This window comes from Victivallis vadensis (genome assembly GCF_003096415.1).
GTDB classification, from domain to species: Bacteria; Verrucomicrobiota; Lentisphaeria; order Victivallales; family Victivallaceae; genus Victivallis; species Victivallis vadensis.
In genome coordinates, this window is sequence record NZ_QEKH01000021.1 from 1 (window position 1) to 26,064 (window position 26,064).

The window sequence follows — 26,064 nt, forward strand, 5'->3', positions numbered from 1 at the left end:
GGAGGACTACTGGCAAAAACGTATGCAAATTATCGGCAACGTCGTTATCGGCGTTGGAAACTACAAGTGTGTTTCACAAAATTTGGGACAATAACAAAAAAGTTCAAATAAAATGAAAAACAGACCATTTTACATGGTGAAAAGAGTTCAACTATGTGAAATTAACGGCACGGAGGCCGGATTTATTGCCCCGCCTGTTCCGTGCCGCCGGCTTTTTCCTCCGCCGAGCGCGGAATCAGTAGATGGAATCGGCGAAATAGAACTCCCCGGCATTCTCCGCATTCACGATTTCAGACGGCATCACGATCTTCGTCTTCCCGTCGGCAGCCTTGCCGCCGTTGCGCAGTCCGGCAATCGCCGCCACGATCCCCTCTTCGATCATCTTCGGCGGATACGTGACGGTCATGTTCACGATCGGATCTTTGTCGAGAACCATTTTGACCACATGTTTGCTGCCTCCGCCGCCGAGCATCAGCTTCACATCCTTGCGGCCGGACTCCTTCAGCGCCTTCATCGCGCCGAGCAGCACATCGTCGTCGCCGACCCAGACCGCGTCAATCTTCTTATACTTCTGCAGGAAGTTCTCCATCAGCTTGAGCCCTTTTTCGGTGTCCCAGTAGGCGGACTGCGACTCCAGCACCTTGATGCCGGGGTGCTTCGCAATCTCCTCCCTGAACGCGGTGACCCGGTCGGTGTTGACCACGCACGGAATGCCCTCCATCACCAGAATATCGCCTTTGCCGTCCAGCGCCCCGGCGATCGCCTGCGCGGCGGCCCGGCCGAAGCCCGCGTTGTCGCCCGCGACGTTCACATCCTGCACCGGCTTGTCGAGGCCGCGGTCCACGGTGACCAGAAAGATGCCCTGTTTTCTGGCGGCTTCGCAGACGTTGGTCAGCGGCCCCGGCTCCTGCGGCAGCACCACCAGCGCATTCACATTGCGCACCATCAGGTTTTCGATCCTGCTGACCTGTTCGGCGGCGTCGCGGGCGGTGGAGATCACGATTTCGAGGTCGGGATTCGCGGCTTCGAGGCGTTTCTTCGCATCCTCGGCACTCCACACGATGCCGCCGGTCCAGCCGTGGTCGGCCGCCGGAATCGACACGCCGACGCGCAGCTTCTTCGCTTCGGATTTCCCGCAGGAGGCCAGCCCGAGCAGCAGCGCTCCGGCGGCGAACAACGTCAACAGTTTTTTCATTACGAATCCTTTCGTTTATATTGAATCAATACGGCGATGATGATGACCAACCCCTTTACGGTCCCCTGCAGATTCACGGAGATACCCCACATGTCGAGCACGTTCGACACGATGCCGAGCAGCAGCACTCCGGCCAGCGTCCCCGGCACGGAAGCGCGCCCGCCGGTCATCGCGGTGCCGCCGATGATCACGGCGGCGATCGCGTCAAGCTCGTAGGAAAGCCCCGCGCCCGAACTGCTGATCGAGCTCAGCCGCCCGCCGAGCAGAAAGGCGCTCAGCCCCGCCAGCAGCCCCGCCAGCAAATAGGTCCGGAACTTGATCCGCCCGGTCGGAATCGCCGCGTAACGCGCCACGCGCTCGTTGGAACCGACCGCGCACACATGCCTGCCGAACCGGGTGGACCGCATCACCACCGTAAAAAACACGGTCAGCAGCACCATCACCAATGCCGGCACTGAAATCATGCAGAACGTCGCGGAGGTCGCGGTGCGGTAGAGTTCATTGCCGGTCGAAACCAGTCCCGCATCGGCGAAGTAGAGCGCCAGCGAGCGGTAGATCGACATGGTGCCGAGCGTCACGATGAACGGCTGAATCCTCGCCGCGCCGACCAGCACTCCATTCACCGCGCCGCCGAGCGCGCCGACGCCAAGCGCGGTGGCGAACGCCAGCGCGAGCTGAAGCGCCGGGGAACCGGGAGCCAGATCCATCGACAGGATCGACAGCACTCCGGCCAGCGCCAGCAGCGAACCGACCGCGAGGTCGATGCCGCCGGCCGCGATCACGAAGGTCATCCCCAGCGCGATGATGCCGCTGTAGGAAACCTGGCGGGTGATGTTGGCCAGATTCTGCGGGTTGCGGAAATATTCGTTGGAAACCGAACAGACCGCCAGCAGCACGGCCAGCGCGATATAGACGCCGCCGGAATTGGCGAACAGCTTCCGGGCATTCAGGACCACTTGTTTCATTCTTTCACTCCGATTGCAAGATACATCAGTTCAGCCTCGGTCAGGAGGTCCCCCTCGACGAAACCGGCCACCTGCCCCTCGCGCATCACCATGATTTTCCGGCACATGCCGAGCAGCTCCTCCATATCCGAGGAGATCAACAGACAGGCCACGCCCGAATCCGCCAGCTCCCGGATGAATTCGTAGATTTCGCACCGCGCCGCCACATCCACGCCGCGCGTCGGTTCGTCGAACATGAAAACCGTCGGGCCGATATCCAGCCCGCGCGCCACCGCGACCTTCTGCTGGTTGCCGCCCGACAGCGCCCGCAGCGGCGCGGAAATATCGCGGGGCTTGATCCGGAAACGGGCCACATAGTTCCGCGCCGCCTCCTCCGCCGCGCTCCGGTCGAAAATCCCTCCGCGGCAGTAACGGGCCAGCGAAACCAGCGTGATATTCGCCTCGATCGAAAAATCGGGCAGGATGCCGGTCCCCTGCCGGTCTTCGGAGAGGTAGCTGATTCCGGCGGCGACCGCCTGCGCGGGTGTACGGAATCTCACCTCGCGCCCGGCCAGCCGCACGGTGCCGGAGTCGATTTTCCGCAATCCGGCGATCGCCTCGGCCAGTTCGGTGCGTCCCGCTCCGGCCAGCCCGGCCACGCCGAGCAGTTCTCCCCGCCGCAGCGTAAAGCTCACGTCGCGCACCGCCGGGAGGGCCGCCAGATGCTCCACCTCCAACTCGACTTCACCGGGAACCGCCGCCGAAGGAGGCGGAAACATCCGGGTCAGTTCGCGCCCGACCATGCGCCGCGCCATTTCGGCCGGTTCCAGCGCCTCCGAATCGTCCACCGAAACCAGCACGCCGTCGCGGAACACCGCGATCCGGTCGCAAATCTCTTTGACTTCGGCCAGTTTGTGCGAAATATAGATGATCGCATTGCCCCGGTCCCGGAATTCACGCATGATCGCGAACAGCCGCTTCGTCTCCTCCGGATTCAGGATCGTGGTCGGCTCGTCCATCAGCAGCACCCGGCAGTCACAGGAAAACGCCTTCGCGATCTCCACCATCTGTTTGCCGGAGGGCGAAAGCGTCGAAACCGGCGCGTCAGGATCGATATCGGCCTGAAGCCGCGCCAGCTGGCGCCGGGATTCCTCACACATGGTTTTACGGTCAAGCAGGCCGAAACGCGACGGCTCCCGCCCGAGAAAGATGTTTTCCGCAACGGTCAGGTCCTCGACCAGGTTGAACTCCTGCGGAATTCCGGCAATCGCCGGAGTCGCGCCGTGAACCGGCCGCCCCTCCAGCAATATCTCCCCGGAAGTCGGGCGGATCAGGCCGGTCACGCATTTGGCGAACGTGGATTTGCCCGCTCCGTTCTCGCCGATCAGCCCGAGAACCGTGCCGGATTCGACGGAAAGCGAGACCGCCTGAAGCGCCGCAACCGCATCATAAGACTTGGTCAGTTCTCTGGTTTCCAGCAGCGCCATTCGCGCCGGCCTCCTTTCCGTTCCGCTATTGTGTCATTTCAAACCATACTTCATATAGTATACCCCATTGCCCCTCAAAAAACAAGTTTTGCGAAGGCGGTATTTTGTGATTTTGCCGTACCTTTTGTGAGCCGGACAGCCTGCGGCGGCGAATACCGCCGACAGAGTAGATAAACCGATGGATACCACCCTCGGTTTAGAGATTTTTGCTGTGCCCAAATCTCAAAGCCCCTCCGGTGCCTTACCGGCCAGGGACTCCGGGAAACGCGGCGGCCCCGGCCGCCGGAGGCAGGGCGTCCCGCCCGGACGAGGGGGGAACCCGGCGGAATTTCCGGTACTGCCGCGAGAACGCGGTGATGTCGGAATAGCCGAGCCGTCCGGCGATTTCCTTGATCGACAGACGGGTATGCCGCAACAGCGCGTCAGCCTGGTCGAGCCGTCGTTGAATGCGGTATTCCTGCGGCGAAAGCCCGAACCGGCGGCGGAAGGATTTCCTGAAATTTTCATAGCCCATGCCGATCCGCCGGGCCAGCAGCGGCAGCGGAGTGGTGTCGGAGACATCGTCGAGCAGCTGTCTGACCTGTTCCAATTGCCCCATTTCCTTTGGCGTTCCCGCAAAATTTTCCGGGGCAGTTGATCTGGCCAGTTCGTCCAGAAAGTTCAGAATTGCCGCATATGCCTGCGCGGCCCCCGCATTTTTGTTCACGCAGAATAAGGAATCCGTATAGGCTTCCGCCATACCCAGCAGCGCCGGGGAAATTCCGGGCGACAAAAAAGTCAAATCTTTTCTCAGGACTCCCGCCGCGAGCAGTGCGTCGGAAAGGCTTTGCGGCAATGCGGCGGAAAATTCCAGCCAGCCGTCTTCCCGGAAGCATTTGGACATGAAAAACGGCGTGTCGGCATGCCGGAAGACCAGATCCCCCTCCCGGTAATCGAAACTCCGGGCACAATGATCTTTGAAAACACCGTGTCCTTTTAATATATAGGTAATTGCAAAATATTTATGCCGGAAATATTCCCCGGCGAACTCCGGAATGAACGTGTGATCGTAAAAGCCGCCGGAAAGTTTTTCCGCATTGTTGCCTTCGCCGCCGAGATAGAGGCAGTTGCTTCTGAGTTGCAGGTGGTGTATGGCTTTCATATTTTTCCGCTCCTGTTTTTAATATACCTGCAAAGAGGAAAAATCAAATACCAGATATGCCAAAAGTTTGCTTTTTCTACTGTTGTTTTTCGGAAGCATTCCGGTATAATAAATACAGAAAGGATAAAGTAAGATGGTTTCCTGTCAACTTGCAGTGATCGGCGCCGGTTCGGCCGGCTGCGGGGCCGCCCTTGCGGCTTCGCGGCTGGGAATCGATACGATACTGGTGGAAAATTATCAGCGCATCGGCGGCACTTCGACATTCGCGGGCGTGAACTGCTATGAACCGGTGGCGGGAGCGACCGGGATTTCCCGGCGGATTTTTCAGGAGATGCAACGGAACGATTCCGCCGGAGTCGGCTTCTACCGGATCACCCGGCACTGCATGATTCCGGACGAAGCGGCCCATCCGTTCCCCGGCTCGGAACAGCGGATCGATCCGGCGGGACGTTACGAAGACACCCTCCGTTCACATATGGAGGAACAGGAGTTTTCCAGAGCGTTGAGGCTCCGGCGCGGCATCATCTTTGAACCGGAACTTTTCTGCCGCACCGTGGAGGGGTTGCTGGCGCAATCCGGCTGCTGCCGTCTCCGCACCGGAGTCGCGCCGGCGGCGGTCGAGTGCCGGGACGGCGTGCTGCGCCGGATGGTGCTGACGGATGGCACACGGCTGGAAGCGGCCCGCTGGATCGATTGCTCCGGAGCGGTCGCGGCACAATGCGGCTGCCGGATGCTTTTCGGACAGGAAGCTTCCGGCCGGTACGGGGAATCCGGCGCGCCGAAGTTTCCGGAGCCGGTACTGAACGGCGTATCGCAAATCTTCCGCATCCGGCCGGCGGCCGATGATGCGGTGGAGCCGCTTCCCGCCGGAATTCCCGCCGGATGCTGGTGGGCGGCGCAGTTCCCGATGGCCTGCATCACGGAGTATCCGAACGGGGACTTCAACTGCAATATGCTGCCGACCATGAGCGGTTTGGAGTTTTATGCGTTTGAAGCCGGAGCGGTATCGGCGGAATTGAAACGGCGGGTTTATGCGTTCTGGCACTATTTGCAGACGACGTTTCCGGAATTCCGGCGTTTCCGGCTGCACCATATCTTTCCGCGTCCGGGATGTCGCGACGGCTACCGCGTGCTGTGCCGCAGAATGCTGACCGAGCGCGATATCCTGGGCGGACTCGCCCGCCAGAAACGGGACGAAATCATCGCTTTGTGCGATCATCCGCTGGATTTTCACGGGCGCGGCGGGGGAGGACGAAGCGGTCTGTTGTACGGCATACCCTATCATTCGCTGGTTCCGGCGGGGATGAAAAACTTGCTGGCGGCGGGGCGGATGGCGGGTTTCAGTGCGCTGGCGGCTTCGAGCTGCCGCCTGTCGCGGACCATGCTGCAGCTGGGAGAGGCGGCCGGAACGGCGGCGTACCTGAGTCTGGAACGGCGGGAGGATTTCCCGGAACTGCCGCCCGGAGTTGTCCGTGAACTTCTTCAGGACGGCGGCGTCGAATTGTAAATGCAAACAAAACGAAAGGAATGTGCAAAATGAGCATCGAAGGGAAAAAAATCATCATCACCGGCGGAGCAACCGGTTACGGCTACGGGGATGCCAGAGCGTTGAAAGCCGCCGGCGGTGAAGTCTGGATCGTCGGCCGCCGCCTTGAAAGGCTCCGGAAAGCTGCGGAGGAGCTGGGAGTCCGGTTCATTCAGGGCGATATCACCCGCGGGGAGGACTGGGACCGCATCATGGAAACGGTCGGGGAGGTGGACATCCTGGTCAACAACGCCGGAATCGCCGTGAAGGTCGAGCCGCTGCTTTCCTTCAGCGACGAGGAGATATTCCGCTCGATCAACGGCAATCTGACCGGCGCGATTCTGGGGTGCCGCCGGGTGGCGGAGAAGATGGTCGCGCGCAAATCCGGGCTTATCATCAATGTGACCAGCGTCTGCTCCCATTACGGCTGGCCGGGCTTCGCCTGCTATACGGCGGCCAAGGCGGGGCTGGATATGTTCAGCCGGGCGCTCTATACCGAACTGCGTCCGCACAATGTCCGCGTGACGGTTCTCACGCCGTCGTGGGGCGCGACGGAATTCGGCATCGCCGCCAACTTGCCGCCGACGGGAAAGGAGCTGGCGGCGAAGATGATGTCTCCCGACCAGATGGGGGAACTGGTGCGCTATATCTGCGACTTCCCGGAACATCTCGAATTTCCGGAGATCATGGTTCAGCCGCTGGTTCAGGAGATTATTCCGTTCTGACGTAACAGGAGAGGAACTGAATTTATGAAGTTCAGGTTGAAGTTGACCGGCGCGGCGATGCTGCTGGGCGCCATCGTCTCGCATGGGGCGGATGCTCCGGCATTCCGTTATTCCGGTACCGCGGCGGAGCGGGCTTTGCTCAACAACATGTCGGCATTGATGTTCGGCGGCAACGCGATACGCTGTGCGCTTTCCACGCGGGATCTGCCGGAGGGAATTTCCTGCGCGCTGCTGGTGGAAGGCACCTCTCCCGCCGGACGGCGGGAAAATATCCTTGTCGCGTTTCCGCACAGCCGGGTCGCCGGAGCGGAACTCCGGTACCGCGCGTTATCCGGCAGGGGCAGACTGATCCTCGGCCTCGGCTCCGGCGAAAACTACCGGCAGCGGGAAGTGACGCTTGATCCGGGGGATGGCGGCTGGAAAGACGCCTCCTATGCCGATGAACGTATCCGTGACCTCACCTATGTGACGATCGCTTTCGTCACCGAAGGGGAGCCGCTGCTGTTTGAGGTTGCCGGGCTTAAGATTCGCACACCGGAAGGAAACGTGATCGACGCGATCGCACCGGAACGCCATTTCCTCGCTTTCGATTCGGCCGCCGTCCCAGAGCCGGAGGGGAAAAGCCCGTCAATGAACGGGCGCGTGATCCTCGGAATGGGCGGAGGCTATGCCGCGCTTCCCGCTTCAACCGATGCAATCGAAAAAATCGCCGGAATATTCGGCGGCGACCGGTTCGCGATCGCTCCGGATTTCGATTACAGCCAGATCGCGCCGCTGCGCAACGACTACTTCAGGCGGGACCTGCCGATGAGCTACCAGACCACGCTGGTCCGCGAAGTCGGCGGATTTTTCGGTGCGCACGGAGCATTCGGCGAAGGACTGTCCGGCTTCAGCCGCAACCGCGAACTCGACCGGCGCAAATGGCCCGGCGGAGCCCAGTACCACGGCGGCAGCTTCTGTCACCCGGCGGCGGCCGAAGCGCACAAGAAGATCATCGACAAGCTGGCGGCGGCGGGAATTGCCGACTACATCATGCCCGATGTCGGCTGGTGGGAGAGTTCCACGGCGGGATTTTCCAAGGCCGATGAAACCGCGTTCCGCGCCTGTCTGGCCGGAAATGATCCCGGCGTCGAATTCGCCCTCTTCCCGGAGGGACGCCGCCGGATCAGGTTCCCGGAGTATTTCAAATGGACGTTCGGCGTGGAACTCGCACCGCAGAAGCTCGGCTTGGGCTCCTATGACGAATTTGCCGCGCCCCGTTCGCGCGTCCCGGGCAGGGAATCGCCGCAATACCGGCTGCGGCTGGCGGTTTTCTACGCGCTGAAACGTTATGCGCTGCTCCGGTTCTTCGATGAAATCGGCGCCTATGGCAAAAGTAAGGGAGTCAATGTCGTGGCGATGCCGCTGAACTGTTCCTGCTTCGGGCAGGGGATGGCGCGGCTGGACGGTTTGCTGGCGGCCAATTTCGATCTTTGCGACTCCAACAGCTTCAATTCGCCGGAATCGCCCGCCTACGGACGTCCGGGAGAACTGCCTGCCGAAGCCGGGCTTTTCGGCATGATCGCGCGCGGCATGAGCCGGTCGGAAGCGGCGAAGGCTTCCGGCACGAAGCTCAGGTTGATCCATGAAACCGGACAGGCCGGAGCGGCCGTTCCCTATCGCGATCCGCGCCTCAACTATGTATTGAATTATGCGTTGGCCGGAGCGACCGGGGCAGACAGCATGCAGGTTGATTTCCTGTCGACCTACACGCACCGCGGCCTGCCGACATGGGCACTGCTGAACGATCCCAAACAGCGTTTCCATCACAGCCGCCTGGTTGATCAGCTCGTCACAATAGCGGCGTTCCGGGACGCATTCGACGCCGGCCTCAAAGCGCCGGCCAACCGGGGAGAAGTGGTTTCCATTGTCCGTTCCGCGGATTATTTCGCAGTCAGGGCTGAAGCCGCCATCGGGGATATCGCATGGCGGAAACTGCTCTACCCGGTGGAGTTTCTGGATCGGGCGATGCTCGACGCTCCTTTCGTAGCGGAGAAAACCCGCGTCATCTTCGCGGATGGCAAAGGCCATACCGCCCGTGAAGTGCAGAGCCTGACCGCTTACCTGAAGCGCGGCGGCAACCGCACGCTCGTGCTTTCGCCGTTGTCGGCGGGACGCCGTTTCGACGGCTCCGACCTGCTGAGTGCTTACTACGGCGAGAATACCGGGCTCAACGACGGCGAAGCTTATGCCGCTTTCGGAATCTCGGCCTCAGGAAAAAACGAGGCATATTCCTTTCGGCTCGACGGTTTTAAGACCGTCGCACAGGAAAACGGGCGACCGCTGCTTTCCGCCAAAAAACTCGCCAACGGCGCATCGCTCTATTTGTTCCACCGGGAAGCGACCGACGCCGACCGCGCCCTGATCGCCGGAATCCTGAAAAAAGCGCAGGTCACGCCTTTCGGCCGTGGCGACGCGGATTTACTGGTTCAGGAATTCAGCCTGCCTTCGGGTGGAAAAGTATTCGCGCTTTTCGACCGGCGGCCCTGGAACGGATTCGTCTTCCGGAGCGGCGCGCCGTCGCGGGAGAATTTCATGCGGTACGAAACCGGGCTTTCTCCGGCAACGGTCACGGTTTCAGGCGGCAGGGGAATTTTGTATGAACTGATTTCAGGAGAAAAACATCCCTTTGACGGCGGAGAACTTACGCTGGATACGGCCGGAAAAAGCGCCCGGCTCTATTTTCTGCTGCCGGAGACCCCGCAAGGGGAGGCCGAATTGGCCGCAGCGGAAGCGCGCCACGCGTTCCTGAACCGATACGTAACGGAAGAACTGGTGGGCTTCCTGAATGACAACCAAGAATGATGGAAAGAAGGAAGAAAACGAATGAAAATTGATGATTTCACCTTAACCGGCATACCTGCTCCCGTCTCCCGGAAAAAGCGCCGTTTCACCCTCATTGAGCTGCTCATCGTGATAGCTATCATCGCCATTCTGGCGGCAATGCTGCTGCCTGCGCTGAATAAGGCGCGGGAAAGGGCCAGAAGCATCAGTTGCGTCGGCAAGCTCAGACAGATCGGCCAGGCCGCGACTCTCTATGCCGGAGATTATGACGGAGTATTGCCGCCAGCCCAGATCACCGGTAACGGCACGGTCGGCATCATCGGCAACATTACGAATCTTTCCTGGGTCGCCAGAACCTGGCCCTACCTGATCGGCAATGCGATGACCTATGGAAATTCAATGAGGCAAAAAGCTTATATTTGTGATGCCGGTCCGTTCCAGACTGCTTCGGGAGGTTCCCAGGGAAGCGAACCCGTCACGAATTACGCATGGAACGGAATTTGCGGTCAGACTTCGCGCGGCGATTTCAAGTGCGTGAAATCGATCAAACTGGGCTCGCTGCGGAATCCTTCCGCGGGAGGACTCTGTCTGGATTATCTGAACCGCACCGTGGGACAGATGAACTTTCTGGTGATGAATTCAGGCGGCCACAGTATCTGGCAATGGGAAAGAATCCGCTTTGATTACCGGCACGGCAGTATCAATTCGGTGAACGGAGTCTATGCAGACGGCCATGCGGGAACGCTGACCGGAATCCGGGATTGGGATAATGATAAGATTCTTTCTTTCGGACGACTCGGTCAAAGAGAAGTCCCGACTGTCGCCGGTTCTCTGTAGGCGGATGACAAATGGCCTGATTTTCAGAGTTGGCCGTCGGGAGCGCTTCCACTTACTGAAAGGAGAGCAGGTAGTAGGCGTCGGGACGGCGCCCCTCGCCGAGGCCGGGCGTCAGCGCGAGATAGCTTTCACGCATCTCGCCGTCATTGTCGTTCACCAGCAGATTGAACCGGATTCCCTGCTTCCGCTTTGCGGAATCGGCTCCGATGGCGGAAAGCGGAAGCTCTGCTTCGTAGACGGTCAGTTTTTTCACTTCGTCACGTGAAGTTTCAAGACGCATCTCCGCCGCAACAGCTTTGGAATCAAATCCCTTCGGAGCATCCCACACATGACACTCCGAAACGCCGTCCGCCAGTCGGGTCAACCCGAACGTCCACACCGTTTTCTGCCCCGGCACCGCCAGCGCGAACTGGATGTTATCCCCCTGCCAGACCGCTTCTCCGCGGAAAGGCTGGCAGTGGATGTCGTCCGTCACTTCGGCGCGCAGTTTCAACACGCCATCCCGCATCGCGAGGAACAGCGCCGCGCTCAGGTCCTGCGGCCCCTGCCAGAAGAATCTGACCTTGCCCGGATCAGCCGGAACCAGCACGGTAAGCTGTTCCGGCCGGTCCAGCCGGAAATCCGGCCCGGCGGAAAACTCCGGCCCGATCGCGGCGGAGGGGCGCACCGGCAGCGTCAGCGTACCGGCGAGGCCGCCGAGCCGCATATCGATTGCAATTCCGGGATTTTCCGCCGGCACATTTTCAGCGGCGGCGAACTCAACCGTGACCCGGCGCTTTTCGCGGGGCGCAAGCCGGACGGTCTCCGCCGGATGAGCATTCCCCGCCGGAAGCCGGAAAGCGAGCCGCATTTCGGTTGGAACATCGAACGGATTCTCCAATTGCAAAGTAAGCGGGTTGCCGCCGCGCCGCAGCGTGGCGGGGCCGAGCGGCAGCACCGGTTCGCAGAGCGGCTCCCAGCCGCCGCCGGACAACTCCACTCCGGCGGGCTCCCTGCCGACCGGAATCAAAACCGTGCCGCCGGCCACCGCCAGCGGACTGCGGTTGTCGAAGAGATCGAATCTCTCCCCTTTCCCGGCTCCGGCGGTGAATGCGATCAGCCGCGTCCCGGAATCCGGCGAATCGTTCCAGCCCGCCAGCAGCCGCCGTTTTCCCTTTTGAAACCGGTAGAGGCGAAGCGCCGGGAAACGATCCAGCGCCCGGTCGAACTCCGTACCGCGGAAGTTCCGCACGATCGTATTGTAGGCCGGATAGATCGCCTTCGGGAAGAAGTCGTGAGTGATCATCCCGAAATTGTTTTCCACATTGCGCGGATCGAAGCCGTCGTTGCGCAGGTCGTACCAGTTGTAGCCGATCGAACCGTTGGCCCAGCTGAAAAAGAGCTTTTTCCACAACGTGGCGGCCTGTCCCGCCTCTCCGACGAATACGGAAGTCTCCGCGGTCTCGTTCGCCCACCACGGCGCGGCCACGCCGAGCCGTTCGCGCATCGCGATCATCCGTTCGATCTGCGGCGCATAGTGTTCGAGCGGCCCGTGGCCGTGAAACGCGTGAATATCGTAATACCCTCTGCCGTCCGCCAGCGTTTTCTCCTGATGCTTCTGGTCGTTCAGCGCGAAATAGGGCGGCATGCAGGTGTAGCCGCCGGTCAGCACCAGCGCCCCGGGAGCGGCCTTATGCGTCTCCTCCCCGGCGATCTTCAGCATCCGCAGATACTCTTCGGCGGTGAAGTTCGCGAAACTGAACAAATCCGGCTCGTTCCATACCTCGAAAAAGCGGATTTGATCGCGGTAGCGGGCGGCGGTCCGCTTCACGAACTCGCGCCACGCTTCATAATCCGGCCGGGAGTTATGGACCCGCCTGCGTTGCTCATTGAGCGGCTTCCAGTCGGCGGCAACCGCCCAGGCCGGGGTGTAGCTGTAAATCAGTTCAAGTTCGATCCCCTGTTCGCCGAAGATCCGCACGGTTTCATCCAGCGAATCGAAGTTCCAGGCCTCGCGGGACGGCTGGATACGGCCCCATCCCGCATCCTCGCGCAGGACTTTGGCTCCGCACAATGCGGCGGCGGCGGCTTCGCGGCGCTGATCTTCCGCCGGGTAACGCTGCGGATGGCCGCAGACGCCGAACAGGAACCCCTCCGCCCGCCCCGGCGTCGGCCCGGCCGGATTCATCCGCGCCACCGAGAAACTTTCCCGGCGCACGATTTCCGGGAGCGCGGCGGCGGCCAGTTCCAGCGTGCCGTACCGGATGCCGTTCCGTTCCGCCGGAGGCAGCGGCAGGCGGACCGTTTCTCCCGGCGGCAGCTCCCTCACCCCTTCCTGCCGGACCGGCTCCTTTCCCGGCTCGCGCAATTCCAGCTTCCACATCGCCTTCACCGCGGAAGCCAGCGGGTTGCGAAGCAGCAGCGCCACCGGATGCTTCCCGTCCGGCGTTTCGATATTGATCGGATAGGCGCGGTCGTAGGAGAGTTCGATCCGGCTGATTTCCGGCTCGTCGCTTTCCAGCTCCGCCTGTTCAAGCCGGAGCGTCGCCTTCCCGCCGGTCCGGACCGACACTCCGGTCAACCGCAGCGGCGGTTCCACGGCGGCGGCTTCGCCGTCAAACGGAAATGCGACCGTGTTTTTCCCCGGTTTCAGCGCCCGCCACGGAAAACGGAACTCCCTGCCGTCCCGGCCGACGACCAGAAAACGGATCTCGGCGGTTCCGTCGAGCAGCTCCGCCTGCACCGTGAACCGCCGCGGGCCGGTAACTTCCGGCAAGGGACGACGCGGGAAAAGCGCCGCCGCCTTGCAGTCGAGCGCCAGCGTCACGCCATTCCCGCCGAATCCGGCCCGGCCGGTTCCTTCGTAAAAAACCGGCTTCCACGTTTCCGCCGTCAGCGGCAACTGCTGCCGGATACGGACAAATCCCGGTGCGGTATCGCCGGCCGCCGTCGAAAGCGCCAGTAAAAGCACCGCCGCCAAACAGAAAATCAGTCTCATTGTATTTCTCCTCCGGTTATTTCAGTTTGAAAGCCTGCGGCGTCGTCGCATAACCGTAGATCGTGCCGGGCTTGACCGCATCCAGACTGTCGAGCATGGCATCGGCGAACTCCCCGGTATTGCGCGCGGCGGCGTGCCCGTCCGCAAACCACGCGTTGGTGCGGTTGCCGTGGCGGAATGCGACCAGCGGCTTCGTCGTGCCGGTCTGGATATGCGAAAACGTGTAACTCTGCTTGTCCTGATTGTTCAGCGTATCCGCCAGCATCGGCAGGCTCGACGGCCTCCTGATCCGGTCGATCTTATAAAACTGGTGCTTGCCGCCATCCAGAATCCGCCAATAGGATTCCGGGAGCCATTCGGTCAGATTCCAGATGCCGTAGGTGTTCCACTTCAGGCCGTTGTAAGAGCCGTCCCAATCCGCGAGCGGCAGCGACGGGCAGGCAAGCGAGCGCGTCATCGCTTTCGCCTGCGCCGGGTCGCTGCTGCTGTAATTCATCGCGAAATCCGCCCACGGGCTGGTGCCGTCCGCCACTTCGGAAAACACCATGAATACTCCCCGGTTGGAATTTGCATACATCAGAATCATCGTTCCATTCTGTTTGAGGTTGTTCAGACAGGCAGTGCTGCGCGCCGACTCCCGCGCCTTGTTCAGCGCCGGCAGCAGCATCCCCGCCAGAATCGCTATGATCGCTATCACAACGAGCAGCTCAATAAGGGTAAAACAATTGTTTTTCCTCATATTCAGATTCCTTTTCCAAACAGTTTATCAAGGGTACGTCTGAAATAAATTATACTGGATCAGCATTTGAAAAACAATGGGAACTCCGGTATAATATATTTGAAAAACAGGAAATACATCTGGAAAACCGTCAAATCATGAAAATTCTGAAAGACCGTTCCGTTTTTGAAAACGACAAGGCGACCTGCTATCACCACATCGGCGACGAGCATTTCGCGATGGTCGTCCACGATTATGTGATTTTCGACCAGCGCCCCTCGGATTTCCGGCGGGATATGCTGCTGTTCTGCCAGATGTACTGCCGCGCCCGCTCCTGGGAAGGCTATTACCACCACCGGATCGCCCCGCATTTCCTGCAGGTATCCCTGGTTCACTCCGGAGAAACCTGCGTCCACTGCGGTTCCGAATACTGGTCGGCGGAAGCCGGGGACGTGATCCTGCTGCCGCCGCTGGCCGACTACGAATTCGTAACCCCGAAGCGGTGCGAACGCTCCAGCCTTCTGATCGAAGGACAACTGCTGCACTCACTGCTGGCGGAAAGCGGACTGGAAGGGAGGCTGGTGGTGACCCCCGCCGGACTGGATTTTCTGGAAAACCGCTTTTCACAGGTGGGGCAGAGTCTCGCCAAGGCCCACAATCAGGAGGAACGCCGCCGCATTTCCAATCTGTGCTTTGAAATCCTGCAATATCTCGCGGCGCCACCGCCGGAGCTGCTCTATCCGCCGGCACTCACCAAAGTTCTCGGCCTGATCGATTCGGATTACGGCCGCCCGCTCTCCATCGCCGACTTCACGGCGGCCGGAGGCGTCAGCGAATCCGGGCTGGCCCGGCTTTTCAGGCGGTATCTGCACACCACGCCGTACCGTTATCTGACCAGCCACCGGATGCGCCAGGCTGAGATGATGCTGCTTCAGGGGGTGTTGTCAGTCAAGGAGATCGCCGCCCGCGTCGGCTATGACAACCCCCTGAACTTTTCCACCGAGTTCAAAAAGTTCTTCGGCAGTTCTCCCCGGAATTTTCACCGCTGACCGGAGCCTGGGATATCCTGGAGTTCAGCGGATGCCGTTTTGCGACAGGAAATCGCAGTAGGCCTGCCAGTCGCGGGGCGTCACGTCGTGGCCGCCGGAGCGGATGTAATAACCGACCCGCCCGCCGACCGGCTCGTGTACCTTCGGCATCTCCTGCTCCGCCGGAATCCCCGGCAAATTCCACAATGCGTACACCGGGGAGGCGAGTTTCGCGGCCAGAAATTCCCCCTCCGGGTCGGCCCACAGATCCTCGGCGGCGCTGGCGATGAAAACCGGGCGCGGCGCGCACAGCGCGATCAATTCATGCTGGTCGACCGGCAATTTTTCTTCGCGGTCAATGTATTTCAGGAAATTCTTCGCGAACCAGTGCGGGAACCGTTCATTGATCACCTTCAGCGTCTCGCTTTTGCCTCCCGGCAGAATCCGGCGGGTGATCGACGCCCCGCCGCAACCGGAATCGTTGGAGATCACCGCCGCGAAACGCGGATCGTTCGCTCCGGCCCACAGCGCGGTCTTGCCGAGACGGGAGTGTCCCCAGACCGCGACCGGGCCGACCTCCGGCATCTTCTCCAGCACGTCCATGCCGCGCGACAGGCCCCATGCCCACGCGGCGATCGCGCCCCAGTCATCCGGCTTCAACCGGCCCTCCGGCGCGAAAACGCCGCGCAGCGAATTTTTCCATTCGCCGTCGCGGTCGGGTTCGATCTCATAGTAACGCATGGTGGCGATGCCGTAACCGGCGTCAAGGATCTGTTCGAGCGGATAACGGCTTTTCGCGGCGCCGCGCGGCCGGACCGGCTGATACCACTCCGGGATCAATACGCCGGGATCTTCACTGAGCGCCTGATTGCCCTTGAAATTCATCCCCCAGAAAACCGGCACCGGTTTCTTCGCGTTTTTCGGCAGATAGATCAGCATCCGCCACGGGTGCGGGAGATTCACCCCCGGAATGGTGACATCCCCCTGAATCCGGATCGCCTTGCCGTCCAGCGCGTCTTCGGAACGCTCCAGCAGCCGGAATTCCGCTTTCCCCGGAGCCCTTGGAGAACGGCCGTAGACTTCGCGGGAAAAGAGCTCCAGAAGCTCCGGTTTACGGATCGTCTCCCACTCCTGTACCGTCGCGATCTTCCTGCCGGAAGCGGAGGTCAGCGCATCGGGGACTTCCCCCTTCCAGATCACCGGCTCCGCCGCATTCCCGACAATTCCCGCCGCCAGCAACACCGCGGCACAAGCTTTATTCAGCATGGCTCTCTCCCGGATTAGTTATGATTGCCTATAACATATCCCGGAAAACGTCAAAGTCAAAAACGATTTCCGCAGAACGGCAAAGGCGCAGTAAAACACGAAATTCCGATTGTTGATCTTGACAGTCGGATATTCCGGATGTATATTGGATTAATCTTGAATTAGACAAGGGTAATTTCATGAATCCCATCCGTTCCCGTTTCGCCACATCCCTGCTGCTTCTGGGAGCACTGCTGCTTGCGCTCTCCGAAGTCGTGCACCCGCTGTTCCACCACAGCCCGGCGTGCGGCGAAGCCGTGCAGGCCGTGACGGAAACGGTGCTGGACACGGATTCCGGGCATACCGCACTCACTCCCGGCCTGAAGTTCTGCCCGGTCTGCTCGGGGATTTTCAGCGCCGCCGAGCCGCCTGCCGCCCGGTCCGTCACTTTTGCAGATCATCCCGGCTTTCAAACGCCGCTGAATACGGCGGAACCGGACACCGCCCCATATTTCCGTCTCCGGGCGCGCGCCCCGCCTTTCTGCTGATTTCCCCGAATCGTTCCCCGCTGACGCCATGCGGCTTTTCCGGCCGCACGGTGTCCCCGATTGTACCCGAAATTCAGGAAAATCATCATGAAACAATACCGTATCACCACGGCACTGTGCCGTCTTACCTCCCTGATTCTCCCCATCTCTCCCGCTCCCGCTCTGCGGAAAAGAGAGGCGGCAAGGTGCCGCCGCCAAGTAACGGGATGTGCGTCGGCGGCAAGGTGCCGCTGCCAGATAACGGGATGTGCGTCGGCGGCAAGGTGCCGCTGCCAGATAACGGGATGTGCGTCGTCACTTCGTTCCTCCTACTTATCCCGCTGGGGAGCTCTGCTCCCCCGGCCCCTCGTTTCCTCATCTATTCCCGCTCTGCGTAAAAGAGAGGCGGCAAGGTGCCGCTGCCAGATAACGGGATGTGCGTCGTCACTTCGTTCCTCCTACTTATCCCGCTGGGGAGCTCTGCTCCCCCGGCCCCTCGTTGTCTCATCTGTTGCCGCTCTGCGTAAAAGAGAGGGGTTCGGGGGAGAGAAAGCGGCGACCTGCGCCGCATCTCTCCCCGTACCAATCAATCTTAACATCTCTCTCATTCCCAGCAAGCTCTCACGCCTCCGCCAATGCTCTGCAAGCGGCAAGTCGGAGCAAAAACGTGAAGTTGTTTTTCCGCAGAAAAGCGGGAAGACGACTTCACGTTATTGCGGATCTTCTTCCCACCGCCGACCGACCGCGTCTTTGCACTGCACCGCCCCCTACCCGGCACCGGCACCTTGCCGGACGCAGGGGGCGCGGCACGAGGCGGACACGCCCCCCGCATACCGCCGCTTAAGGCCGACCACCGCAAAATTTACGCTTATTGAGCTGCTCATCGTGACAGCGATCATCGCGATTCTGGCCGGACTGCTGCTGCCGGCGCTGAACGGGGCGCGGGCGCGGGCGTACACCATCAGCTGCCTGAACAACAACAAACAGACCGGACTGGCGCTGCTCATGTATTCCAGCCAGTACAACGGGGCTTACCCGGTGGTCCATACCGGAACCTTCGACCACTTCCACGAGACGGGGGACGAATGGTTCACGCCGCTGACCGCGCTCGGCTACGATCTTAAATATCTGCGCTGCCCCGCCGACATGCAGTACGATGCGGAAAAGGGAATCCAGAGCTATATGATGAACGGGGTTTTCACATTCGGCAGGCCGGTCGACACGTTGCGGCGCGCCAGTTTCCACGTGGTGCTGGCGGAACGGGGCTTCGAATCGGGCAGCGCCACCGAGCCGGAAGAACACCAGTGCTACGACGGCATGTCCGATCCGCACGACTGGAGCGACGTGATCGCTTCCGGGCGGCACGTGAAGCGGGCGAACTATCTATTTGCCGACGGCCATGCGGAAACCCTGACCTTCGCCGAAACCGTTCCCGACGCCCATGATCCGGCCACCAACCGCCACTTCGTGCCGGAATGGCTCGGAAACAGCTACATCGAGGCTCACGAGCATCACCACTGAACAAAGCTCACCGGCGCACGTAGGTAGCGACCACGCCGCCGATGTAGCTCAGGAAAGCGAGCCCTCCGGCGATCGTGATTTCGCCCCGCGCGGCCATCACGATCGCCGCGACCCATACCATGATGATCGCGAAGCTTTCAAAGAGCATCATCCAGTTGAGCAACGGCAGCAGCCGCAGCAGGAAGTAGAACAGATTCAGGCCGGGCGTCATATACAGGAAAGTCGGCAGCGACCGGGCGGGATCGCGATGCGCCTCCCAGATTCCGAAGCCGTGGACCATCAGGAACAGCGCGCTGCCGAAGCCGGTCACATAAGGCTCTCCTTTCCAGATTCCGAACGCGATCAGCAGAATGCCCAGTACTTCGCCGACCAGCAGGCCGAGCAGCCGAATGCCGGGCGTCACCGCCCGCCAGAACAGATGGACCGCGTAGGCCAGATGGAGGACGGGAAGCCGTCCCGCCAAGATCAGCCAGTCGCTGTCCGGCTCCGTGCCGCGGTAAGGAGATTCGTCGAACTCCTCTTCCGGCAGCGGAGAGGAGGCGGAGGCAGCGGGCCGGTGACTTCGCGAAACCGGCCACAGGATATCCAGCTCCTGTTGCACCATGCGGACCGACTCCTCGAACAGCGCGAACTCCTCCCCGGAGATTTCCGCCTCCGGCTCATGGGCGAAACGGTTGCGGATGGAGCCGATATAGGCCAGCAGCTTGACCACTTCCGGGGAGAGCTTGCTGCCCAGTGAATCGGTCTTTTCGCGCAGGCCGGTCCCGACCGCGCCGCATTCGGCGAGGCGGGATTCGATCCGTCCGGTCAGGGAAACCACTTTGCCGGTCAGCAGGAGCCGGTTCTCGGGAAGGGCGGCCATCGCGCTACTTTTCCAGCACTTCGCGGATATTCATTTCGGAAATCCGCCATTTGCCGTCCACTTTTTTCAGCTTGCAGAAGAGGTCGCGCACCTCGCCGACCTGCTCTCCGTTCCGTGCGACGCCGTCCAGCAGCCCGGTGAAATAGACCTGCGCCCCGTCCGGCGGAGTCACCGTGATATGCAGGTCCCGGATTTCGATCTGAACCGTCTGGAACAGCATCCGGAAGCGGGCGATGTTCGCCGCGATCTCGCTGACCGAAAAATCTCCCTGAAACATGCTGTGCCGGAAATCCAGCCGGCACGGGTCCGTGAACAGCTCGTTGGACCGCTGCAGCTTGATCGCCCCCGCGGCGGCGCTTTCGCCCTCCGCCTTGCTGCCCACCGAACAGAGCTGCTTCAGCGTCAGGCGGATTTCCGCCTCATCCGTATTGCGGTTGAGATACCAGAAGGAAAGCCCCCCCAGCACCAGAATCAGGACCGGCACCGCGATGTGCCACCATTGAAGTCGAAGTGTCATATTGTCAAAAAATCCTTGTCAATCCTAAAAAAGCGGGGCTCCCGCGATTTTTCCGGCCAGCACCTGGCCGAATTTATGCTGTTCGATCGGCTGGCTCCGGTTGTCGCCGACCACGTAATAATGTCCCGGCTCCACCGTCCGGGGAGGCAAATTCCAGTCGCAGATGTAATGCACGTAAGGCTCGGTCTGCCGCTGCCCGTTGATATAGAGGTCGCCGTTGCGGAATTCCACGGTTTCGCCGGGCAGCCCGACGATCCGTTTCAGGAAATAGACCTTGTCCGCATACCGGATGATCACCACATCGCCCCGTCTGGGCTTGCCGAACAGGTACTTGCCCCGCCAGCAGAAGGTGAAGCCGTGCGCCGGAAACGTCGGCACCATGCTCTCGCCGTTGATCACGCAGGGGATCAGCACAAAGCCGAACACCACCGCCGCCAGCAGCGCCACCACGCTCATGCGGATGAAAAAAGCCCGTTTCAGCCGCGGCACGAAAAACTCCAGCACCGTCCCTGCGCCGGTCTCATCGGCGGAACGGTGCGCCGCCGCAATCTTATGCCAGATATCCCTGATGACTCCAAACATGCAACTCTCTCCTTCGGGAAACGGCGGCGCGGCTCCTTACTCCTGCTCCGCGTCCTCCCGTGCGGCGGCTTTGGCCGCGGCCTCCTCCGCCTCAAGGGCGGCGAGGAAACGGCTCTTGTCGCTCGCTTTCATATATGCTTCTTCCGCCGTGATGTTCCCGGCGTTCAACTGCTCCTGAATCGAATTGTCCATCGAACGCATCCCGCGCCCGCCGCTCGAATCGATGATCGTGCGGATATTCGCGATCTGCCCTTCCCGGATCGTATTCGGCAAACCGTCCGCCCACAGCAGGATTTCGTGGACCGCGACCCGCCCGCCGTTTTTCTTGCGGCACAGCAGCTGCGACACGATCGCCTGCAGACACTCCGCGAGCATGGTCCGGATCTGCGCCTGTTCGTCGGCCGGAAACGCGTCGATGATCCGGTCCACGGTTTTCGGCGCGTTGTTGGTGTGCAGCGTCGCGAACACCAGCATCCCCATCGCGGCGCAGGTCAGGCCGAGCCGGATCGTCTCGTTCTCCCGCATTTCGCCGATCAGCACGATATCCGGGTCGGAACGCATCGCGCCGCGCAGCGCGCGCGGAAAGGATTCGCTGTGAATGCCGACTTCGCGGTGGACGATCGTGCAGTTCTTGTTCCGGTGCACGAATTCGATCGGGTCCTCGATCGTGATGATGTGTTTCTGCAGCTTCTCGTTGATATAGTCGATCATCGCGGCCAGCGTGGTCGATTTGCCGGAACCGGTCGGCCCGGTCACCAGCACCAGCCCGGACTGGTAGTTGCAGATCTCCTCAAGCGTCTTCGGCAGATGAAGCTCCTCCATCGTCAGGATCCGGCTCGGAATCTGGCGGAGCACGCAGCCCATGCCGTGATAGTTGTAGAAGTAGTTGCACCGGAAACGCGCCAGCCCCGGAATCTCGTGCGCGAAGTCGAGGTCGTGCGTCTCCATGAACTTCGTCCACCGCCACGCCGGCAGGCAGATCTCCTTCATCAGCTCCTCCATGCGGGGAGCGTCGAGCACATCGTCATCCAGCAGCTGAATATTGCCGTGGACGCGGGCCTTGGCGGGAAAGTTGATCGACAAATGCAGGTCCGAACCGCCGAGCTCGAGCATCCGGCGGAGATATTGATTGATAACCGGTTCTTTTTCCATCGCTTGCGTTCCTCCGCTTTACCCGTTATGCTGAAGTTTACGAGCCTCGCGGGTCGCCCACTCCGCCTGAAGCTGCGAAATCACCGACTGGTCGCGCATCAGGGAATGCGCCACCTCCCGGGTGATCAGGCCGCGCTTGTACTTTTCCAGCAGACACTGATCCAGCGTGCACATTCCCTGTCTGCTGCCGGTGGCCATCGTCGATTTCAGCCGGAAAGTCTTGCCTTCGTTGATGATGCTGCCGACCGCCATCGTGTTGACCATGATCTCGTAGGCCACGGTAAGCCCGCCGGCCGCCGCCGGAACCAGCCGCTGGCAGATGATCCCCCGCAAACTGCCGGCGGTCATCGCCCGGATCTGCGGCTGCTGGGAAGGCGGAAATACATCGAGCAGGCGGTTCAGGGTATTCGCGGCGTCGCTGGTATGCAGCGTGCCGATCACCAGATGGCCGGTTTCCGACGCGGTGATCGCATTTTCAATCGTCTCAAGGTCGTGCATTTCGCCGATCACGATCACGTCGGGGTCCTCGCGCAGCGCCCCCTTGAGCGCGGCGTGATAGCTGACGGTATGTCTGCCGATCTCCCGCTGGGTGACCTGGCAGTTTTTGGACCATTGCAGGATTTCGATCGGGTCCTCCACCGTGATGATATGGTCGGTGCGCTTGTCGTTGATGATGTCGACCATCGCCGCCAGCGTGGTGGTTTTCCCCGAACCGATCGGACCGGTGACCAGCACCAGCCCGTTGTGGTAGTCGAGCAGACGCTTGATATGAGTGACGTCCGATTCGAGGAATCCGAGTTCCTCCAGCGTGCAGATATGATCCGGCACCAGACGGTAGCTGCCCTCGATGCCGTCCTTGTGCATCATCAGGCAGACCCGGAAACGGTCCTGACCGACCTCCAGCGCGAAGTTGATGTCCATCTCCTCCTCGAACTGCCCGCGGCGTTCGGCGGAAACCAATGCCAGGTTGAGCCGCCGCGCATCCTCCGCGGTCAGCACATAATCGCTGATCCGCTCAATGCCGAGCATCCGGCGCACGAACGGCTGCGAACCGGCGGAAAGGTGCAGGTCGCTGCACCCCAGCGCCCGCAGGCAGGTCAGCAGAATGATCATCCGTTCCTGCAGCTGCGCCTCGCTGAGCGCGGAAACCTCCTCGAAGCCGGGCAGGTCGTCATAGGACTGCAACCCGGAGAGATCCAGCTCCAGCCCTTCAAAACGGGTGGCGGAATCCTGAACGATTCCGGCCTGATGGTGCGCCCCGAACTTCCGTTCCTCCGGCTCCTTCTCCTCTTTGCCCGGAGCACGAAAATTCTCCAGCACGGGAGCGTGAAAATCGAGGACACGCTCCCCGCCCGCGCCCTCCGGGCGAAGGTCGCCCCGCGCCGCCCCCGGCTCATCCCATACTTCCGCTTCCTCCGCCTCTTCCTCATACCGGGGGCCGATGCCGGTTTCCGCCTGTTCGACGGCATAATCGATCACCGTCTGAATCTGGTTCAACACGAATTCGGCATCCTCCTCCGAAAGATCGGCGACCAGCTTATCCAGCACCGCCTGCGCGAATGCGGCCAAATCGGTCTCCGGCCCGAGGTCGGCATAGAGCTGCCGGGCATCTTCCCCGGTCAGTGCGCCGTTGCTGACCAGCGCATAAATAAACCATTGAACATCGAGCGGCATGAGTCGGATTCTCCTGAAATAGTCATTTCGAACGAGCTTGCACTATTATAACCCGTCTCCCCGCCATTTTCAAGACGGCAGCCGAAAAAACCGCTTATTCGCCGATGATTTTGACCAGTACGCGCTTACTGCGCCGCCCGTCGAATTCCCCGTAGAAAATCTGTTCCCACGGTCCGAAATCCAGACGGCCGCGCGTGACCGCGACCACTACCTCGCGCCCCATCACCTGCCGTTTCAGGTGGGCGTCGGCATTGTCCTCATAACCGTTATGGCGGTACTGGTCATGCGGCTTTTCCGGAGCGAGCTTTTCAAGCCAGGTTTCAAAATCGGAATGCAGGCCGGATTCGTCATCGTTGATGAACACCGATGCCGTGATATGCATCGCGTTGCACAGCAGCAATCCCTCGCGGATGCCGGATTCGGCCAGGGCGGCCTCGACTTCCGCCGTGATATTCACGAACTGGCGGCGGTAAGGTAAATTGAAGACAAGTTCCTTGCGAAATGATTTCATGATTCGGCTCCCCGGTTGCGGTTTCACAAAAAAATACGGCATCATGGTAAAATATACCACGACGCCGCGCCTTTGTCCAGCAGCATTGGTCAACGCGGAAGAGCGAGCGCGACCTCCACTTTCGGACCGCACCCGGCGATGCCCCGGAACACGATTTCGGAATCCGGGATGATTTCAATCTGAACCGGGCGGAAACTGCAGCCGATCATCTCTTCTTCAATCTCCTTTTTCAGCAGGACCAGATCGACGGACCGGGAACATCCCTCCGGCCGGTCGCAACCGGAAAATGCCGATTCGCACAGGTCGATCTCCGCGGTTCCGCGAATGAAAATTCCGGTTTCGTCGATCCGCATCTCCGGAACCTCAAGCCGGTTGAACCGCACTGAAGAACCTCCCCGGAATTTCCGGCACAGGCCGACGCTCTCCACCCGCCGCCGCAATTCCGACGCCTGCCGGAAAAACGCCTGCGTATCACACCTGCGGCAATAGATGATGAAACTGCACTTCGCCCGAAGATCGGCAAGGGAATAAACGACCGAATCCAGCACCAGCGTTCCATCCGCCAGAGAGCGGCCGAGCGCCCCGGCGATTGCCGCTTCCAGCAGGGCCGGTTCCGCGGAGCGGGCGATCAGAAGAGCCTGAAGCGGTGTGTGGCAGATGCATTGTTCTTTCATTTTCCGGTAAATCCTTTCCTATTATCATCCATCGAATTATCCTGCCAAAAATTCAGGAATTTCAATAATAGAAAATTTGTCAACTTTCCACTGTTTCATTTTCAAACTGTGAAGCAGTATTACACCGGAACAGCAACAAAAAAAGGCGCCGGGCACAATCGCCAGACGCCTTTGTCGACCGGATTACCGGAATCAGAGGACCGAGAACAACGGGTTCTTCTTCTGCTCGTCGCCGCCGGAGAGCGAGTCGAGCGCGGAACCGAATCCCGCCAGCGTATCCGCCGCCACCGCATTCAACGCTGCCGTCACGCCGTCGAATCCGGCCAGCTCCGCGAAGGCAGCCGCCGTCGCCGGCTGCTGATCCTGCGCAAACGAGGTGAGCGAAGGAGCCGCCGGGGCCGTGACGTCGATATCGTAGCCCATATTCTTCTTGCCCTTGCCCTTGTCCGCGGAATCGACCGCCATGAAGTACTCGCCTTCGCCGAGTTCCAGCGTAATGGAATCGGCCTTGTTGTTCGTGAAGCTGCCGACCTTGGAGACGGAAGCCGCGCCCTTGGAGTTGTACTTCTTCTGGTAGATCGTGAAGGTCGCATTCCCGTTCAGGTTGTTGCCGTCCGCCGAGGTCAGCTTGAAGGTGTACTGACCGGCCGCACTGCCGTCGGCGCCGACCTTGAACGCGAAGTAGTCGGAAGCATCACCGTAACCGACCCACTCGCCGGAAACCGCCTTGCCGGTGCTCAGCGTCAGCGTTTCCACGCCCGCCGCATTCCAGCTGCCGTTGTTCAGGCCGTTTTTCGCGTTGTTGTACACCGAGCCGCTCATGGAGACGTTGTAATCGGTGCCGACGCCCTTCTTCCAGTCCGTCGCTTCCACCGCGACGTAGTAACTGCCCGCATCCATCAGCAGATTCTGGATCGTGCCGGAGGCGACGCCGCTCTTCGGCGCGTTCACCGTGATCGACTTCATCGACTTGAGCTTGCCGTTCGCATCCACGCCGTAGACCGTCAGTTTCACTTTCTGCGAAACTCCGCTCACTGTGAACGAGTAGGTGCCGTCGTTCGCCAACGTGATCTTCTGGAAGTCGACCGAGTCGCCGTAGCCGACCCACTCGTCCGCCAGAACCGGCGTGGAGCTGAGAGTGCCGTCCGCACTGCCGGTGATCGGCGTGACGCTCTGGCCCTTGACCTGATCATAGCTGTTGTTCGCAAGGTTGTTCTTCGCATGGTTGAACACATTGCCGTTGACCGTCAGATCGTAATCGGTGCCGACGCCCTTCTTCCAATCCGGCGCTTCCACCGCGACGTAGTAATCCTTGCCCGCTTCCATCAGCAGGTTCTGGATCGTGCCGGAGGCGACGCCGCTCTTCGGAGCATTCACCGTGATCGACTTCATCGACTTG

The 26,064-nt window shown here is 60.7% G+C and carries 22 protein-coding genes; 7 read left to right on the top strand and 15 right to left on the bottom strand.

Annotated elements, in window-relative coordinates; genetic code table 11:
• Positions 1-235 precede the first annotated feature (235 nt).
• From C8D82_RS12810 to C8D82_RS12825, 4 genes are all read right to left on the bottom strand, one after another.
• Entirely contained in the window at positions 236-1,195 is a 960-nt protein-coding gene (locus C8D82_RS12810) for a substrate-binding domain-containing protein (RefSeq protein WP_116884688.1), read from the bottom strand.
• Positions 1,195-2,160, bottom strand: a complete 966-nt coding sequence (locus C8D82_RS12815; RefSeq protein ID WP_116884689.1) for an ABC transporter permease — start codon at positions 2,158-2,160, stop codon at positions 1,195-1,197. The genes C8D82_RS12810 and C8D82_RS12815 overlap by 1 nt, the downstream gene beginning before the upstream one ends.
• The gene (locus C8D82_RS12820; protein WP_116884690.1) at positions 2,157-3,626 is read right to left on the bottom strand and encodes a sugar ABC transporter ATP-binding protein; all 1,470 of its coding nucleotides are present in this window, start codon (positions 3,624-3,626) and stop codon (positions 2,157-2,159) included. Before C8D82_RS12820 ends, C8D82_RS12815 begins: the two co-directional genes overlap by 4 nt.
• Positions 3,627-3,867: 241 nt before the next feature.
• Positions 3,868-4,767, bottom strand: coding sequence for a helix-turn-helix domain-containing protein (locus tag C8D82_RS12825; RefSeq protein ID WP_116884691.1), 900 nt, complete (start codon positions 4,765-4,767; stop codon positions 3,868-3,870).
• A gap of 133 nt (positions 4,768-4,900) precedes the next feature.
• Here C8D82_RS12825 and C8D82_RS12830 point away from each other — a divergent pair, with 133 nt between their 5' ends.
• The 4 genes from C8D82_RS12830 to C8D82_RS12845 are packed head-to-tail and all read left to right on the top strand — an operon-like array spanning position 4,901 to position 10,677.
• The gene (locus C8D82_RS12830) at positions 4,901-6,274 is read left to right on the top strand and encodes an FAD-dependent oxidoreductase (protein ID WP_116884692.1); all 1,374 of its coding nucleotides are present in this window, start codon (positions 4,901-4,903) and stop codon (positions 6,272-6,274) included.
• A gap of 29 nt (positions 6,275-6,303) precedes the next feature.
• A complete protein-coding gene (locus tag C8D82_RS12835) occupies positions 6,304-7,017 on the top strand; it encodes an SDR family oxidoreductase (RefSeq protein WP_165833061.1) in 714 nt (237 codons plus the stop codon).
• Between the two features lie 24 nt (positions 7,018-7,041).
• Positions 7,042-9,861 carry a hypothetical protein gene (locus C8D82_RS12840; protein WP_116884694.1) on the top strand — a complete coding sequence of 940 codons (2,820 nt, stop codon included), beginning with the start codon at positions 7,042-7,044 and terminating at the stop codon, positions 9,859-9,861.
• A 21-nt stretch (positions 9,862-9,882) separates the two neighbouring features.
• Positions 9,883-10,677, top strand: coding sequence for a type II secretion system protein (locus C8D82_RS12845; RefSeq protein WP_116884695.1), 795 nt, complete (start codon positions 9,883-9,885; stop codon positions 10,675-10,677).
• A 52-nt stretch (positions 10,678-10,729) separates the two neighbouring features.
• Here the strand turns inward: C8D82_RS12845 and C8D82_RS12850 are convergent, their stop codons facing one another.
• Both C8D82_RS12850 and C8D82_RS12855 read right to left on the bottom strand, forming a co-directional pair.
• Positions 10,730-13,654 carry a GH39 family glycosyl hydrolase gene (locus C8D82_RS12850; RefSeq protein ID WP_116884696.1) on the bottom strand — a complete coding sequence of 975 codons (2,925 nt, stop codon included), beginning with the start codon at positions 13,652-13,654 and terminating at the stop codon, positions 10,730-10,732.
• Positions 13,655-13,670: 16 nt separating this feature from the next.
• Positions 13,671-14,393: a prepilin-type N-terminal cleavage/methylation domain-containing protein gene (locus C8D82_RS12855; protein WP_116884697.1), complete on the bottom strand. Its 723-nt coding sequence runs from the start codon at positions 14,391-14,393 to the stop codon at positions 13,671-13,673.
• Between the two features lie 137 nt (positions 14,394-14,530).
• Here C8D82_RS12855 and C8D82_RS12860 point away from each other — a divergent pair, with 137 nt between their 5' ends.
• On the top strand, positions 14,531-15,421 hold the full coding sequence (locus C8D82_RS12860; protein WP_116884698.1) for a helix-turn-helix transcriptional regulator: 891 nt from the start codon (positions 14,531-14,533) through the stop codon (positions 15,419-15,421).
• Positions 15,422-15,445: 24 nt separating this feature from the next.
• Here the strand turns inward: C8D82_RS12860 and C8D82_RS12865 are convergent, their stop codons facing one another.
• Positions 15,446-16,666 carry a glucuronyl esterase domain-containing protein gene (locus tag C8D82_RS12865; protein WP_116884699.1) on the bottom strand — a complete coding sequence of 407 codons (1,221 nt, stop codon included), beginning with the start codon at positions 16,664-16,666 and terminating at the stop codon, positions 15,446-15,448.
• Positions 16,667-16,845: 179 nt separating this feature from the next.
• Here C8D82_RS12865 and C8D82_RS12870 point away from each other — a divergent pair, with 179 nt between their 5' ends.
• Positions 16,846-17,193 (top strand): hypothetical protein, encoded by a 348-nt coding sequence (locus C8D82_RS12870; protein ID WP_116884700.1) that lies wholly within the window; start codon positions 16,846-16,848, stop codon positions 17,191-17,193.
• A 729-nt stretch (positions 17,194-17,922) separates the two neighbouring features.
• Entirely contained in the window at positions 17,923-18,693 is a 771-nt protein-coding gene (locus tag C8D82_RS21605) for a prepilin-type N-terminal cleavage/methylation domain-containing protein (RefSeq protein ID WP_207776128.1), read from the top strand.
• Positions 18,694-18,700: 7 nt separating this feature from the next.
• Here C8D82_RS21605 and C8D82_RS12880 read toward each other — a convergent pair whose 3' ends face one another.
• From C8D82_RS12880 to C8D82_RS21250, 8 genes are all read right to left on the bottom strand, one after another.
• Positions 18,701-19,555: a hypothetical protein gene (locus C8D82_RS12880; protein WP_116884701.1), complete on the bottom strand. Its 855-nt coding sequence runs from the start codon at positions 19,553-19,555 to the stop codon at positions 18,701-18,703.
• A 4-nt stretch (positions 19,556-19,559) separates the two neighbouring features.
• Positions 19,560-20,072, bottom strand: coding sequence for a hypothetical protein (locus tag C8D82_RS12885; protein WP_116884702.1), 513 nt, complete (start codon positions 20,070-20,072; stop codon positions 19,560-19,562).
• Positions 20,073-20,096: 24 nt separating this feature from the next.
• On the bottom strand, positions 20,097-20,654 hold the full coding sequence (lepB, locus tag C8D82_RS12890) for a signal peptidase I (protein ID WP_116884703.1): 558 nt from the start codon (positions 20,652-20,654) through the stop codon (positions 20,097-20,099).
• A gap of 36 nt (positions 20,655-20,690) precedes the next feature.
• Positions 20,691-21,806 carry a type IV pilus twitching motility protein PilT gene (locus tag C8D82_RS12895; protein WP_116884704.1) on the bottom strand — a complete coding sequence of 372 codons (1,116 nt, stop codon included), beginning with the start codon at positions 21,804-21,806 and terminating at the stop codon, positions 20,691-20,693.
• A gap of 18 nt (positions 21,807-21,824) precedes the next feature.
• On the bottom strand, positions 21,825-23,480 hold the full coding sequence (locus C8D82_RS12900; RefSeq protein WP_116884705.1) for a type IV pilus twitching motility protein PilT: 1,656 nt from the start codon (positions 23,478-23,480) through the stop codon (positions 21,825-21,827).
• 94 nt (positions 23,481-23,574) lie between these two features.
• Positions 23,575-23,991: a secondary thiamine-phosphate synthase enzyme YjbQ gene (locus C8D82_RS12905; protein WP_116884746.1), complete on the bottom strand. Its 417-nt coding sequence runs from the start codon at positions 23,989-23,991 to the stop codon at positions 23,575-23,577.
• Positions 23,992-24,080: 89 nt separating this feature from the next.
• Positions 24,081-24,665: a hypothetical protein gene (locus C8D82_RS12910; RefSeq protein ID WP_116884706.1), complete on the bottom strand. Its 585-nt coding sequence runs from the start codon at positions 24,663-24,665 to the stop codon at positions 24,081-24,083.
• Positions 24,666-24,857: 192 nt separating this feature from the next.
• A partial coding sequence (locus tag C8D82_RS21250; protein WP_165833063.1) for a hypothetical protein occupies positions 24,858-26,064 on the bottom strand: 1,207 nt, incomplete at its 5' end.

Coding starts and splice junctions, on each gene's coding strand:
- C8D82_RS12810 (WP_116884688.1), bottom strand. CDS start 1,195: ATGAAAAAACTGTTGACGTTGTTCGCCGCCGGAGCGCTGCTGCTCGGG.
- C8D82_RS12815 (WP_116884689.1), bottom strand. CDS start 2,160: ATGAAACAAGTGGTCCTGAATGCCCGGAAGCTGTTCGCCAATTCCGGC.
- C8D82_RS12820 (WP_116884690.1), bottom strand. CDS start 3,626: ATGGCGCTGCTGGAAACCAGAGAACTGACCAAGTCTTATGATGCGGTT.
- C8D82_RS12825 (WP_116884691.1), bottom strand. CDS start 4,767: ATGAAAGCCATACACCACCTGCAACTCAGAAGCAACTGCCTCTATCTC.
- C8D82_RS12830 (WP_116884692.1), top strand. CDS start 4,901: ATGGTTTCCTGTCAACTTGCAGTGATCGGCGCCGGTTCGGCCGGCTGC.
- C8D82_RS12835 (WP_165833061.1), top strand. CDS start 6,304: ATGAGCATCGAAGGGAAAAAAATCATCATCACCGGCGGAGCAACCGGT.
- C8D82_RS12840 (WP_116884694.1), top strand. CDS start 7,042: ATGAAGTTCAGGTTGAAGTTGACCGGCGCGGCGATGCTGCTGGGCGCC.
- C8D82_RS12845 (WP_116884695.1), top strand. CDS start 9,883: ATGAAAATTGATGATTTCACCTTAACCGGCATACCTGCTCCCGTCTCC.
- C8D82_RS12850 (WP_116884696.1), bottom strand. CDS start 13,654: ATGAGACTGATTTTCTGTTTGGCGGCGGTGCTTTTACTGGCGCTTTCG.
- C8D82_RS12855 (WP_116884697.1), bottom strand. CDS start 14,393: ATGAGGAAAAACAATTGTTTTACCCTTATTGAGCTGCTCGTTGTGATA.
- C8D82_RS12860 (WP_116884698.1), top strand. CDS start 14,531: ATGAAAATTCTGAAAGACCGTTCCGTTTTTGAAAACGACAAGGCGACC.
- C8D82_RS12865 (WP_116884699.1), bottom strand. CDS start 16,666: ATGCTGAATAAAGCTTGTGCCGCGGTGTTGCTGGCGGCGGGAATTGTC.
- C8D82_RS12870 (WP_116884700.1), top strand. CDS start 16,846: ATGAATCCCATCCGTTCCCGTTTCGCCACATCCCTGCTGCTTCTGGGA.
- C8D82_RS12880 (WP_116884701.1), bottom strand. CDS start 19,555: ATGGCCGCCCTTCCCGAGAACCGGCTCCTGCTGACCGGCAAAGTGGTT.
- C8D82_RS12885 (WP_116884702.1), bottom strand. CDS start 20,072: ATGACACTTCGACTTCAATGGTGGCACATCGCGGTGCCGGTCCTGATT.
- lepB (WP_116884703.1), bottom strand. CDS start 20,654: ATGTTTGGAGTCATCAGGGATATCTGGCATAAGATTGCGGCGGCGCAC.
- C8D82_RS12895 (WP_116884704.1), bottom strand. CDS start 21,806: ATGGAAAAAGAACCGGTTATCAATCAATATCTCCGCCGGATGCTCGAG.
- C8D82_RS12900 (WP_116884705.1), bottom strand. CDS start 23,480: ATGCCGCTCGATGTTCAATGGTTTATTTATGCGCTGGTCAGCAACGGC.
- C8D82_RS12905 (WP_116884746.1), bottom strand. CDS start 23,991: ATGAAATCATTTCGCAAGGAACTTGTCTTCAATTTACCTTACCGCCGC.
- C8D82_RS12910 (WP_116884706.1), bottom strand. CDS start 24,665: ATGAAAGAACAATGCATCTGCCACACACCGCTTCAGGCTCTTCTGATC.